The organism is Candidatus Delongbacteria bacterium (assembly GCA_041675285.1).
Taxonomy (GTDB): Bacteria; CAIWAD01; CAIWAD01; order CAIWAD01; family CAIWAD01; genus CAIWAD01.
The window spans coordinates 18,291-30,248 of record JBAYTZ010000025.1; the positions used below are offsets into that span (position 1 = coordinate 18,291).

Below are 11,958 nucleotides of genomic sequence, written 5' to 3' on the forward strand. Positions count from 1 at the left end.
TCCGTCTTCAGCAATGGGGCGTGGCTAGCGGGCGGAGGACCCCGTCCGGCCGTATCCTAGGGCGCCCACCACGCGGATGGCCAGGGGTTTGCAGGCCGGCAGGCACAGGCCGCAGCCCGTGCAGGCCTCGGGCACGATGCGCACACGCGCGCTGCCCACGGGCGTGTCCGCCGGCGGACCCGCGGGCACAATGCAGTTCGGCACTGGGCAGAGGGGCAGGCAGTCGCCGCAGGCCGTGCAGTGGTCGTTGACCGTGAACCAGGGGCGATGCGGGATGCGGTCCACGAAGCTCTGCGTGGGACAGAGGCTGAGCAGGGGCAGCAGGTTGGCGCTGTGATCGTGCAGCAGCACGGGCCGGTTCTCGCGCCGCTCCACCAGGCCCGCCGGCAGGAAGCGGGTCTCCAGGCAGCGCTCGTGGCCCGTGCAGGCCGTCCGGCAGACCGCGCCGCGCCCGGCGGGCTCGGCCCCGCTGTTGCAGCCCACCAGCAGCTGGGCCTCGGCGGGAATCAGCGACAGCACCTGCCGCGGACAGGCCGGGACGCAGTCTCCGCAGCCCGTGCAGAGCGCGGCGTCCACCACGGGCAGGCCGGCCTCCATCCGCAGCGCGCCGGCCGGACAGACCGCGACGCAGTCCCCGGCCCCCAGGCAGGCCCAGGTGCAGGCGCGCTCCCCGCCGTGCCGTAGTTGGCGCTCGGCGCAGCTGCCCGCGCGGGTGGGATGGTGGCGCAGCTCGTTCTGGTCCTCCCGGCTGCGGCAGTTCACCACCGCCACCTGGGCCGGACCGTAGCCGTCCGGCGCCGCCTCCAGCGCGCACCAGCCCGTCCGGCTGCGCAGACGCAGCGCCGGCCAGCGCAAGGGGCGCGGAGTCTGCGCCTGCGGCCTTGAAGGTGCGCGGCCGCGCCAGGCCTGCACGCCGGCCAGGCCGGCCAGGGTCAGCACGGCCGTCAGGCTCTGGATCCACACGCTCACGGCAGCCTCCCGATCCACCAGGCTCGGGCGCCCACCCAGAGCAGGAGCAGCAGACCCAGGCTCAGCAGGCGGACGGGCAGGCCGTCCAGCCCGCGAGGCGGGCGGTTCTGGCGAAAACGCTCCAGCACGCCGCGCAGCAGCAGGCTCAGCAGGGCCCCCAGCGCGCCGGTCAAGAGGGCCGCCAGCGGACCCGCCAGGTCGGGGGACGGGGCCAGACCCGGCAGCAGCCCGCCCAGGTCCAGCAGCGGCCAGAACAGGCAGACCGGCCAAAAGCGGAAGCCCAGATCCCAGTGGCGCCGGGCCAGCCAGGGCTCCAGCAGCACCAGGGGCAGACTCAGACCGCCCAGCCAGGCCAGCAGCCAGGGCCAGGCCGCCAAACCCGCGGGCAGATCGCGGCCTAGCCAGGGCTCCAGCAGCCGCGTGCCCAGCGCCAGAACCACGCCGGCCGTCAGGAGGCCCAGCGGCAGCCCGCGCTCGGCCCGGACGCGCCCGGCCCCGGGCGGGACCGCCGCATCCAGCAACAGGGGCAGTCCCAGCAGACCCAGGACCAGGACCAGCAGGGGATGGGCGTCGAAGGGGCTCACGCCGCGCCTCCCGGCCCGGCCGGGCCGTCCTGAGCGCGTCGCCGCTGCTCGCGCTGCTGGAGCAGGGCCAGCAGCAGGGCCGCCAGGGGCAGCCGCAGCCAGCCGCCGCCGGGCGATCCGCCGCCCGCCGCGCGCAGGGCCAGATCGGCCAGGGCCTCCAGGCGCCCCATCAGGAAGAGCCCGGCCAGCGGCAGGGGCAGCCAGAAGGCCGCCTGGATGCCCAGGGCCCGGCGGGCGGCGCGCTCCCCCGGTTCGCGGGCCAGCAGCAGGAGCAGGGCGGGTCCATGGGTGAGCAGCAGCAGACAGAGCACGAGGACCGGTAGCTCTGGACCCAGCCCGGTCAGCCGGCAGCCCGCGCGCAGCAGGACGGCCTCCAGCGGCGCCAGCACCAGCAGGCCCAGCAGCCACCAGGCGCCGCAAGGCTCGCTCCAGCGCACGCGGCAGCCCGGGTAGGCCAGGGCCAGGGCGTTGAGCGGCAGCAGCAAGAGCAGGACCCCCCAGAGCAGGGGATCCGGACCCAGCAGCAGGGCGGGACCCAGCAGCGCGGCCTGCAGGGCCAGGAGCGGCGCCCTCATCGCGGTCCTCCCGGCAGCAGCAGGCGATCCAGCCAGGGTGTGAGCAGGTTGGCCGGCAACAAGACCCAGAACAGTCCGCCGGCCTGGGGGCTGAGCTGCAGCGCCAGCAGCGCGGCCGCCGCCACCAGCAGCCCGAAGAGGAACTTGGCGCCCTGGCCCAGCGGCGAGGTCACCGGGTCCGAGGCCAGCACGCAGAGCACGAGCAGCAGGCTGGTGCCGCGCAGGCCCAGGGCCAGGGGCAGCCAGTGGCCGCCGGCCCCGCTCGAGGCCAGCAGGAAGCCCACGGGCAGGAAGACCAGTCCGGCGGCGGGCACGCGCCAATCCACCAGCCGGGCCGTGAAGAGCCAGACCAGCCCGGGCAGGAGAGCCAGGATCGAGACTTCCCCCAACAGGCCGGGTAGCCGGGCCCAGAGCACCTGGCCCGGACCCGCCTGGGAGAGGATGTCCTGGGCGTGCTGGATCAGGTCCAGCCGATCCAGGCCTTGCGGCCAGTCCGCGGGCAGCCGGGGAGTCAAACCCGCCAGCGCCTGGTCCAGCACGCGGCGGGTCTCCCAGAACAGGCGCAGCGGATCCGCCGCCCCGGGCGCGCCCGTCAGCCAGGAGCCGCCCTGCCAGCCGAAGGGCTGGCGCAGGCCCGACTCCAAGGCGCCGGGCGCCAGCAGCGCGAGCAGCAGGCGGCCGAGCAGGGCCGGATTGAGCGGATTGCGCCCCAGCCCGCCGAAGACCTGCTTGCCCAGCAGGATGGCCAGCACGCCGCCCAGGAAGGCCCACCCCGGCGCCAGGCCCGGCGGCAGGGTGAGGGCCAGCAGGAGGCCCGTCAGCACGGCGCTGCCGTCCTTCTGCGTGGAACGCCCGCGCAGCCCGCCGGCCAGCACCTCCATCAGCCAGGCGCCGCTCAGGCAAGCCCCCAGCATCCAGGCCGCCTCGGGCCCGTAGGCCGCGACGCCCAGCAGCGCCGCCGGCAGCAGGGCCAGCACCACGCGCCACATCAGGCTGCCCGTGCGCGCCGGACGGCGCAGGAGCGGAACAGGTCCCAGCAGGTGGATCTCAGCCGCCATGGCGGGCCTCCCGCAGACGCTGGCGCGCCCGGCGCAGCCCATCCTCCAGCTCCACGCGGCTGGGACAGATCCAGCTGCAGAGTCCGCAGTGCACGCAGTGCTCCAGGCCCAGTCCCCGAGCCTCCTCCAGCCGTTCCTCCCCCGCCAGGCGCACCAGGCGGATGGGCGCCAGCCGCATGGGGCAGATGTCCAGGCACTGGCCGCAGTGGATGCAGGCCTCCTCCGCCTCCGGGGACTTCAGGCGGGGCAGGCGGCTGAGCAGCGTGTGGCCGGGCAAGAGCGGCGTCCCGCCCTCCAGCAGGGGCGAGCCCTCCAGGGGCAGGCCCGCCACCAGCCACTCGCCGGGCTGGGGCAGCGCGGGATCCAGTTCCGACAGCGGCGTGCCCGGCCAGGCGCGCAGCACGCGACAGCTGCGCGGCTGGGGCAGGCCGTGGGGTTCCGGCAGATCGTCCAGTTGGCAGACCAGGGGCGGCAGAGGCAAGCCCGTGCTCAGGCGCAGCTCCAGCGCGGCCAGCTGGTCCAGGGTCAGGGCCAGCAGCCCCTGGGCCGCCAGGGGCCGGCGCGGGGAGGGCAGGGGCCGGCCCAGGGCCAGGGCCGCCAGCCGGGGCTGATCCCAGGGATGCCCCTGGCGCAGCACGACGCAGCGCGCGGGCAGGATGGGCTCCAGCAGAGCCAGCCAGCGCCGGCGGGCCTCCGAGTGTACCGGTGGGCAGGCCAGCAGCAGTTCCCGAAAGCCGTGCAGGCGGCAGAGCGCGGTCACCGCCCGGGCCAGGGCGGCCGGAACCTGCTCCAGCAGCGCGTCCTGCAGGGCCTGGGCCGGGGCCACGCCCAGCACCAGCAACCGGGCCTCCCCGGACAGCAGCTCCAGCTCCAGGTCCAGGGGCAGACCCTCGGCGCCTGTCAGGCCCCAGGGTCGCAGGCGCTCGAGCAGGGCGGGCCGCTCCAGCTGCTGCCAGTCCGTGCGCTCCTCCAGGGAGGGCGCGGACAGCTCGTCCAGCTCGACGCAGGGCACGGGCAGCGCGCCGCGCGGGCTGCCGTCGCGCAGCGGCGGATGGACCACGGAGAGCACGTCCACCCGGCGCACCCGGCCGGCCAACGGGCTGCAGACCACGCGGGCGGCCAGTCCCAGCGGTAAGGAGAGCGGCTCGCCGGCCGCCACGCGCTGGCCCGGACGCACCACGGGCTCCGACTGGTCCAGCCGGGAGTGCCGCAGGGGCAGCAGAAGCCGGGAGGGTGGGGCGGGAAGCGCCGGCCAGGCCTCGAGTTCTCGATGCGGCAGCGCAAGGCCCCGACGCGGGCGCAGGTTCAGCATGGTCTCAATCGAAGACTTTGAGTTCCTGGACGAATTCGCGCACGTCCTGGAAGCGGCGGTAGACGGAGGCGAAGCGGATGTAGCCCACTTCGTCGAAGGAGCGCAGCTCCTCGAGCACGATCTCCCCCAGTTCGCTGGAGCTGATCTCCCCGGTGGCCGCGCCGCTGGCCAGGATGGCGCGCTCGATCCGGGCCACCAGCTCGCGGATCTGCTCCTCGGTGTGGGGGCGCTTGATCAGGGCCCGCTCCAGCCCGCGGCCGAGCTTGGCCCGGGAGTAGACCTCGCGTCCGCCGTCGGTCTTCACCACCGTCAGCTGGGTGCCCTCGATGTACTCCCAGGTGGTGAAGCGCGTCTGGCACGAACTGCACTCCCGGCGGCGCCGGATGGCCGCGCCGTCGCGAGCGGGCCGGCTGTCCAGCACCCGGTCCTCGTCATGGCCGCACGCCGGGCACCTCATAGGCCGGGATAAAGGGGATGGGCGGCGGCCAGTTCGGCGGCTTCGGCGCGGATCCGGGCCAGCTCCTGGGGATCCTTGGCGGAGCGGATGCCGCGGTGGATCAACCCGGCGATGGTCCGCATGGCGTCTTCGTTCATCCCGCGGGAGGTCAGGGCCGGCGTGCCGATGCGGATGCCCGAGGTGATCAGCGGGCTGCGCTCGTCGAAGGGCACCATGTTCTTGTTCACCGTGATGCCGGCCTCCTCGAGGGCCTTCTCCGCGGCCTTGCCGCTGATCTCCTTGTCGGTGAGATCCACCAGCAGGAGGTGGTTGTCCGTGCCGCCGGAGACCAGTTGGTAGCCCTGCTCCACCAGGCCCTGGGCCAGCGCGCGGGCGTTGGCCTTCACCTGGCGGATGTAGCCGGCGAACTCGGGCTCCAGGCACTCGCCGAAGGCCACGGCCTTGGCGGCGATCACATGCATGAGCGGGCCGCCCTGCACGCCGGGCATCACGACGCTGTCCACGATTTCGCTCTGCTGTTTCATCCGTCCGCTCTTGGCGGCCACGTCGCCGTGGACGTTGTCGTAGTCCTTGCCCAGCAGGATCAGGCCGCCGCGCGGCCCGCGCAGGGTCTTGTGGGTGGTGGAGGCCACCACGTGGGCGTGGGGCAGCGGGCTGACGTGCTCGCCCACGGCCACCAGGCCGGCGATGTGCGCCATGTCCACAAAGAAGTAGGCGCCGACCTCGTCGGCCACCGCCCGGATGCGGGCGAAGTCGATCTCGCGCGGGTAGGCGCTGGCGCCGGCCACGATCAGCCGCGGCTTGTGCTCGCGGGCCCGCTGGGCCAGCTGGTCGTAGTCGATGCGCCCCGTCTCGCGCTGCACGCCGTAGGAGACGAAGCGGTAGAGCCGGCCGGAGAAGTTGACGGGCGAGCCGTGGGTCAGGTGGCCGCCGTGGGCCAGATCCATCCCCAGCACCGTGTCGCCGGGCTGGATGAAACTCATGTAGACGGCCATGTTGGCCTGGCTGCCCGAGTGGGGTTGGACGTTGGCGTACTCGCAGTCGAAGAGCCGGCGCGCGCGCTCCCGGGCCAGGTCCTCCACGCCGTCCACGCACTCGCAGCCGCCGTAGTAGCGCTTGCCCGGATAGCCCTCGGCGTATTTGTTGGTCATCACGCCGCCCTGGGCCTCCATCACCGCCCGGGAGGTGAAGTTCTCGCTGGCGATCATCTCCAGGGTGCCGCGCTGGCGGGCCAGTTCCGCCACTTGCAGGTTCCAGACCTCCGGGTCGCGTTGGCTCAGGATGGACATGGGACAACCTCTAGCATTGGGTCAGTTCGTGGAGGAGCCGGATGCGCCGCTCGTGGCGGCCGCCCTCGAAGTCCTCCGCCAGCCAGGCCTCCAGCAGCGCGAGGTTTTGCTCCTCGTCGCGCAGGCGGGCGGCCAGCACCAGACAGCGCGCGTCGTTGTGGCGCCGGGACAGGCGGGCCTGTTCCGGTTCCAGGCAGAGGGCCGCGCGCACGCCCTGCACCTTGTTGGCGCTGATCGAGGCGCCGATGCCCGAGCCGCAGGCCACCACGGCCAGGTCCAGCTCGCCGCGGGCCAGGGCTTGGGCGCAGGGCACCACCACGTCGGGATAGTCGCAGGCGGCGGGGCCGTGCGTGCCGAAGTCGCGCACCGTCCAGCCCAGGGCGTGCAGGCGGGCGGCCAGCGCGCGCTTGAGATCCCAGGCCGCGTGGTCGGCGGCCAGGCCGATTACTCCAGCAGCCACTTGTAGCAGTCCTTGCGCGGGCGGTCGTACTTGTTGAAGAAGCGGTCCTCGGCGGAGGGCAGCACCTCCTCCAGGGCCTGGCGGCGCTGGCGGGCCTGGCCCTTGGCGGCGGGATCGCTGATCGCGTCGTACTCCTTGGCGGCCAGCTCGTAGACCAGCTTGTCGTCGAAGGTCAGGTCCTTGCCCGCGCAGGCGTCCACGGCGGCTTCGCAGACCCGGCCCAGCAGCAGGCCGCCCTTGCCGTAGCCCGGGAAACTGGCCTTGCTCTTCAAGGCCCAGCGCCGGGCCTGGCGCAGGTTGTTCTGGCTCAAGAACAGCTCGCCGATCCGGGCCGGAATCTCGGTCTGGCCGGGCTTGAGCTCGAAGAGTTTGGCCAAGAGGCCGGCCGCCTCCTCGATCCGCCCCAGGCCCTCCAAGGCCGTGGCCTTCAGGTCCAGGAAACGGACCTGCTCGGGCTGGGCAGCGATCAGCCCATCCAGCAGGGGCAGGGCCTCGCGGTAGCTCTCGGGGGTGGCGAACTCCACCAGCGCCGTGGCCAGCTTCTGGGTGATCTTGGCGTCGTCCGGGAACTGCTGGTGGTTCTGACGCAGCGAGGCGATCAGCTCCTCGGGATCGTAGTGCGCGGAGAGGATCTCGTCCTTCAGCTTGCCCCACTCCTGGTCCTCGGGACGCAGGGCGATGAGCTGGTCCAGCTCGGCGATCACGGCGTCCCAGCCCGTGGTGCCCTCGGCCTCGGCGGCCTTGTCCTTAAGCATGCGCATCATGTCGCGGTGGGATTCCCAGTCGTCGGCCTTGAGGGCCGCGGCGGCCTGGAATTCGGCGAAGGCGCCCTCCTTGTCGCCGGAGGCCATCAAGAGCGAGCCCAGGGTGCGGTGCTCGTACCAGGAATCGGGCTGCAGCTCCACGGCCTGGCGCAGGATCACGCGGGCGGAGTCGGCGTCGCCCAGGCTGCTGTAGCAGGTGGCCAGGCGCTTGAGGTGCGGAGCCAGCGTCTTGGCGTCGTCCAGCGCGAAGGCCTTCAGGTAATAGGATTTGGCTTCCCCGTAGTTGCCCTGCTTGTAGTACTCGTGGGCGAAACTGAGCGCCTTTTTCATCTCCAGTTCGCGGGCCTTGAGTTGCTCTTCGCTGAGGGCCTCACTGGCCTGGGGCGCCGGCGCCTGGGTGGTCTGGTAGGCCTGGTTGCAGGCCGAACCCAACAGCAGGACAGCCACCAGCAGGGGCAGAAGGTGACGCATGACGGTACTCCTCCACAGTCAGTCGGTTCGTGATTCGGATCAATAGGTCGGGCGCAGGAACCAGAGATCGCGGGCGCTGAGGCCCAGCCGCAGCCGAACGAAATCCTCCTGCAGGGCGCCGGACTCCCCGCTGCCCGTGCGGCCGGCCTCCAGCGCCAGGTCCAGCCAGGTGCCGTGGGCCTTGAGGGGCACGCCCGCGCCCAGCGTGACCAGCAGCGTGCTCAGGTCCGCCCAGCGTCCCGCCGCCACTTCCTGCCGCGCGTACCACTCCTGGTGGCGCAGACCGGCGCGCCAGGTCACGCGCCGCGGCCAGGGGGCGTTGAAGTCGGGCAGCGCGGGCAGCTCCACGCCCAGGGCCAGGCCCAGCGGGCGGTCCACCCGGGCCTGGGCCGGCAGGTTCGTCAGACCGAGGGGCACGTCGCTCCAGTCCTGCAGGCGCAGGTCCAGCAACCAGTCCAGCCCGCCCCGGCGCCAGGCCAGCCCCAGGGCGGCTTCGCCCGGCAGGTCCACGCGCTGCGAGAGCACCTCGTCGTCCACGCCGTTGCCCGGGTTCTCCACGTCCACGGTCAGGTCGCCCTGGCTGGGCAGCGTGACCGTCAGGCCCAGGCCCAGTCCCAGCTCCGGCCGGGCCAGCCAGTGCAGGCCGAACTTGGGCTGGAAGCCCAAAAGCGAGCGGCGCTGTTCCACCCAGCTGTCGTAGGGCGGGGCCGTCTCGGGATAGAAGAGTTTCCACTCCTCCAGCACGCTGCCGAACACCACGCCCAGGTCCACGCCCGTGCGCAGCCGGCCGCCCCAGGCCCGGGAGAACACCAGGCCCGCCCGGCTGAGGCCGCCGCCGCCCTTGAGCGAGCTGACGTATTCCCGGCCCGCGCCGTCCAGCAGGCGCTCGGCCTGGAGGTAATCCATGCTCGTCAGCGGATTGAGGATGAAGCCCGCGTGCAGGTCCTGCCAGAGCAACGGGACGCCCAGGGCCTGGGAGTCGAAATGCCCCGCGCTCATCAGCTCGGACTGCCCGCCCGCCTCGACCTTCGAACGCGTCAGCCCGAAGCCCGTCGTGAAGCGGGTCAGGCGGCCGGAGTGGAACAAGGCCGGGTTGCTGAGCGAGAGGCGGGTGGAATCCAGCAGGGCCAGGCCGGCGCCGCCGCGGCCCAGCTCCGCCGCGGAGCCCGCCCAGAGCGGTTCGCCCCACGGGGCCTGGGTGAGCGGCCCCACGGCCTGGGCCGGCGGCAGCAGCAGCAGGCCCAGTCCCAGCCAGAGGGAGAGTCGGAGCGCGCTCATGGCCGCACCCAGCCTTCCGGCGCCTGGGAGAGCGAGTAGACCAGCCGCGGCCGCTCCAGGGCGGGGTCGGCCAGCCGCAGCTGGCGCAGCTGCAGCAGGTTGTAGTCGTCGATTTTCAGCACCAGCGGAATGGGATCCGTGTTGTGCAGCGTGTCGTCCTCCACCCAGACCCGGCGCAGGTGCGAAGTCAGGTTGAAGGTCAGCACCTGGGTGGAATCGTCGGCAAAGTCCGAGGCGATCAACTGGTCGGACTCCACGTCCACGCCGGCGGAATCCCCCAGCCCGACGGCGTAGAGGTTGACCTTGGTCCCCGCCAGGTTGAAGCCCGGCAAACCCAGCGGCACCTTCAGCCAGGCTTCCACCAAGCTTGAGGTGAGCGGATCGTAGAGGCTGCTGTCGGGGTTGGGCGGAAAGGCCGGCAGGACCGTGAAGACCTGGCCCGCCCAGCCCGTGGAAAGCGAGGGCCGCGGCGGATGGGCCGTGTCCCGCACCAGGCTGGTCTGCCAGGTGGCCGCCACGAAGGTGGTGTCGAAACTGGTGTCCGCCACGGCCACGTTGTCCACGTAGACCGAGTCGATCTGCTGGCTGGCGATGCGCAGCCCGGGCCGCAGCAGGCTGGTGTAGCCCGCGCCCAGCAGAGGCATGAAGCCCTGCTGCCCGGCGGCCGCGCGCACCATCAGCCAGCGGGCCGTGGTGTCCGCGTGCTGGAACCACCAGGTGGGCAGGCCGCGGTAGGTGCGCCGCCCGCTGAGCGGGTCCGAATCCTCCCCGAAGGCCGTGTCGGCGTCGCTGATGCGGAAGCTGATCCGGTCCAGCACCGACTGGGTGAGCAGCGTGTCGCTGAAAAAGTCCTCCCAGCCCACGTCCTCGTAGCCCACGCTGTCGCGCAGCAGCAGGACATCCAGATCAATGTAATTGGCCGACTCGCCGGGCTCCGGCGCCGTCGTGCTGCGCTGGGGGAACCAGGCCAGGGCCGCGCTGTGGTCCATCTTGAAGGACAGCTGGATCGCGGGCGCGCCCTCCGGCGGATCGGTCCAGTCCTCATAGGGCGTGTAGTCCAGCCGCAGCAGCAGCACGGACTCCAACCCCAGGCTGTCGCTGCGCCCCACCACGTGGCGGGCCGCGGCCACCAGACTCTGGGGCAGGTGGAAGGCGCTCAGCACGCCCACCTCGACGGAATCGGTCAAGGAAATGGCCTGACCGCCGGGCCGACCGCCCAGGGTGCTCTCCGACTCGTCGCAGGACGTGAGCAGCACGGCCGGAAGCAGGCAGGCGACCAGGGTGCTGAAGAGGGGCAAGCGTTGCACAGGCGGTGTCCGATCCTGGAATACGTGGCGCGCAATATAGCCACGGCCCGAGGGGGATCCAAGCTTGGGCCAGGGCGCGCGGGGCGCCCGTCCGGAGTCGGCGGCCGGCGGCGAGGGGCGCGGAGCGGGCCCGGGCTCCGAAGCGATCCTGAATGGAGCGCGGGACCAGAAAGGGGCCGCGCAAGCTGAGTCAAAGCTACGAGGCGGTGGACAGCTTGTTCAAAATGCGGCGGGCTCTGACCAGAATCGGGCCTGTTCCGTTGAATGTTAGCTTTGCGATAAGTCGAAGTCTTTGACTGTCATCATTTGCGGAAATGGCACAAGTCTTGCTTCAAACGGGCTTGTGCCGGCGGATCCACTGTTGGGGAGGGTCCGCCAACCAGGAAAAGAACAGCTCTGGAACATTCGCAATTTGAGATGGGGGAACGATCGATGAGGAAGCTTCTTTCTTGCGCCTTCAGCGTCCTTGTGCTGGGTCCGGCGGCCTTCGCCATCACCTTCACGGGCGTGGTGCCGACGGACTTCAATGGAACGGACGTCGTGTCCGTGGGCGATCCGCTGGGCGACGCCGCGGTGCCGACCTATAACGCGCCTCCCGGAACCGTCTCCGGTTGGGACCTCGCCTCGGCCAACTTCGAGCTGGATCGTCTGGCCGGTCAGCTGCACGTCGGCCTGGACTTCTTCGGCATCGCCGGCGACGCCGACGGGGACGGCATCGACGGCTTCTCCAGCCCCTGGCTGGTGATGAACGGCGGCCAGGACTATCCCATGCTGGCCGAGTCCGAATCCATCCTGATCGCCTTCGACTTCGACCAGGACGGTCTGTACGACGTGATCGCCGGCATGGGCGAGAACGACGGCGTCTACCGGGTGAGCCAGTTCAGCGGCCCCGTGAACCGGATGTATCGCTGCTTCGGCGCCGATCTGCCCGCCTTCATGGGCCCCTACTTCTACACGCCCGTGGCCGCCACGCCGGACTTCGAGCTGAGCCTGAACAACCTGGGCCAGTTGGAAGACCTGAACGCCGACGTGCTGTGCTTCACCTTCCACGTCTTCGCCGGCTCGCTGGATGACGACGGCATCGGCGAAGATTTCATCCACGGCGAAGTCTGCTTCACGGATGACGGCGAGGTGGAAGCCCAGCCGCTGCCCGTCAGCCCGGACCTGATCCGCGCCTTCCCGAACCCCTTCAACCCCACCACCACCCTGGCCGTGGAGCTGGCGGAGACGGGCAACGTGGAGCTGTCGATCTTCAACCTGAACGGCCAGCTGGTCTCCACCCTGGTGGACGGCATGCTGAGCGCTGGTTCCCATCAGGTCGCCTTCAACGCCGGCAACCTGCCCTCCGGTCTCTACCTGGCCCGCCTGAGCACGGTCTCCGGCCAGCAGGTGAGCCGCCTGGTGCTGACCAAGTAAGCGCCACGCATTCCTGAC

The 11,958-nt window shown here is 71.7% G+C and carries 12 protein-coding genes; 1 reads left to right on the forward strand and 11 read right to left on the reverse strand.

The window, feature by feature from the left end; all coding sequences use genetic code 11:
• Positions 1-24: 24 nt before the first annotated feature.
• From WC326_15955 to WC326_16005, 11 genes are read right to left on the reverse strand one after another with little or no spacing between them, the layout of a single operon-like run.
• On the reverse strand, positions 25-969 hold the full coding sequence (locus WC326_15955) for a 4Fe-4S dicluster domain-containing protein (GenBank protein ID MFA7332562.1): 945 nt from the start codon (positions 967-969) through the stop codon (positions 25-27).
• Positions 966-1,553: a hypothetical protein gene (locus WC326_15960; protein ID MFA7332563.1), complete on the reverse strand. Its 588-nt coding sequence runs from the start codon at positions 1,551-1,553 to the stop codon at positions 966-968. The genes WC326_15955 and WC326_15960 overlap by 4 nt, the downstream gene beginning before the upstream one ends.
• Positions 1,550-2,128: a hypothetical protein gene (locus tag WC326_15965; GenBank protein MFA7332564.1), complete on the reverse strand. Its 579-nt coding sequence runs from the start codon at positions 2,126-2,128 to the stop codon at positions 1,550-1,552. Before WC326_15965 ends, WC326_15960 begins: the two co-directional genes overlap by 4 nt.
• On the reverse strand, positions 2,125-3,186 hold the full coding sequence (locus tag WC326_15970; GenBank protein MFA7332565.1) for an RnfABCDGE type electron transport complex subunit D: 1,062 nt from the start codon (positions 3,184-3,186) through the stop codon (positions 2,125-2,127). Before WC326_15970 ends, WC326_15965 begins: the two co-directional genes overlap by 4 nt.
• Positions 3,176-4,498 carry a 4Fe-4S dicluster domain-containing protein gene (locus tag WC326_15975; protein ID MFA7332566.1) on the reverse strand — a complete coding sequence of 441 codons (1,323 nt, stop codon included), beginning with the start codon at positions 4,496-4,498 and terminating at the stop codon, positions 3,176-3,178. Before WC326_15975 ends, WC326_15970 begins: the two co-directional genes overlap by 11 nt.
• Before the next feature lie 4 nt (positions 4,499-4,502).
• Positions 4,503-4,955 carry a transcriptional regulator NrdR gene (nrdR, locus tag WC326_15980; protein MFA7332567.1) on the reverse strand — a complete coding sequence of 151 codons (453 nt, stop codon included), beginning with the start codon at positions 4,953-4,955 and terminating at the stop codon, positions 4,503-4,505.
• Entirely contained in the window at positions 4,952-6,244 is a 1,293-nt protein-coding gene (gene glyA, locus WC326_15985; GenBank protein MFA7332568.1) for a serine hydroxymethyltransferase, read from the reverse strand. Before glyA ends, nrdR begins: the two co-directional genes overlap by 4 nt.
• A 10-nt stretch (positions 6,245-6,254) precedes the next feature.
• Positions 6,255-6,704 carry an RpiB/LacA/LacB family sugar-phosphate isomerase gene (locus WC326_15990; protein MFA7332569.1) on the reverse strand — a complete coding sequence of 150 codons (450 nt, stop codon included), beginning with the start codon at positions 6,702-6,704 and terminating at the stop codon, positions 6,255-6,257.
• Positions 6,689-7,939, reverse strand: coding sequence for a tetratricopeptide repeat protein (locus WC326_15995; GenBank protein MFA7332570.1), 1,251 nt, complete (start codon positions 7,937-7,939; stop codon positions 6,689-6,691). Before WC326_15995 ends, WC326_15990 begins: the two co-directional genes overlap by 16 nt.
• A gap of 39 nt (positions 7,940-7,978) precedes the next feature.
• The gene (locus WC326_16000) at positions 7,979-9,217 is read right to left on the reverse strand and encodes a hypothetical protein (GenBank protein MFA7332571.1); all 1,239 of its coding nucleotides are present in this window, start codon (positions 9,215-9,217) and stop codon (positions 7,979-7,981) included.
• Positions 9,214-10,524: a hypothetical protein gene (locus WC326_16005; protein ID MFA7332572.1), complete on the reverse strand. Its 1,311-nt coding sequence runs from the start codon at positions 10,522-10,524 to the stop codon at positions 9,214-9,216. The genes WC326_16000 and WC326_16005 overlap by 4 nt, the downstream gene beginning before the upstream one ends.
• 432 nt (positions 10,525-10,956) lie before the next feature.
• On the opposite strand from WC326_16005, the gene WC326_16010 reads away from it, so the two are divergent.
• Positions 10,957-11,940, forward strand: a complete 984-nt coding sequence (locus WC326_16010) for a T9SS type A sorting domain-containing protein (GenBank protein ID MFA7332573.1) — start codon at positions 10,957-10,959, stop codon at positions 11,938-11,940.
• Positions 11,941-11,958: the final 18 nt, after the last annotated feature.